General features: G+C 63.8%; 1 protein-coding gene. It reads left to right on the top strand.

Features of this window, described 5'->3' with window-relative positions; translation table 11 throughout:
- A partial coding sequence (locus BK660_RS29870) for a phosphoenolpyruvate carboxylase (protein ID WP_123436389.1) occupies positions 1-516 on the top strand: 516 nt, incomplete at both ends.

The following is a 516-nucleotide window of genomic DNA, read 5'->3' as shown; positions in this document are numbered from 1 at the left end:
CGGCGATGACCGAAATCACCGACTACCTCGGCCTCGGTCGCTATGAAGATTGGGACGAAGAGCAGCGCATCAGCTTCCTGACCCGTGAACTGAGCAATCGCCGACCACTGCTGCCGGCACATTTCAAACCGTCCGCCGACACCGCCGAAGTGCTCAACACCTGCAAGGAAATCGCCGCGGCACCGGGCGCTTCGCTCGGCTCCTACGTGATTTCCATGGCCGGCGCTGCTTCCGATGTGCTCGCCGTGCAACTGCTGCTCAAAGAGTCCGGCGTGTTGCGGCCGATGCGCGTGGTGCCGCTGTTCGAAACCCTCGCTGACCTCGATAACGCCGGGCCGGTGATGGAGCGGCTGTTACTGTTGCCGGGATATCGCGCACGGCTGCAAGGCCCGCAGGAAGTGATGATCGGCTACTCCGACTCGGCCAAGGACGCCGGCACCACGGCGGCCGCGTGGGCGCAATATCGCGCGCAGGAACGCTTGGTGGAGATCTGCAGCGAGCAGCAAGTCGAACTAC

The sequence above is a fragment of the Pseudomonas brassicacearum genome, from assembly GCF_003732265.1.
GTDB classification, from domain to species: Bacteria; Pseudomonadota; Gammaproteobacteria; order Pseudomonadales; family Pseudomonadaceae; genus Aquipseudomonas; species Aquipseudomonas brassicacearum_D.
The sequence above is the reverse complement of the archived record's forward strand: the minus strand, read 5'-3'. Positions and strand labels throughout refer to the sequence as shown.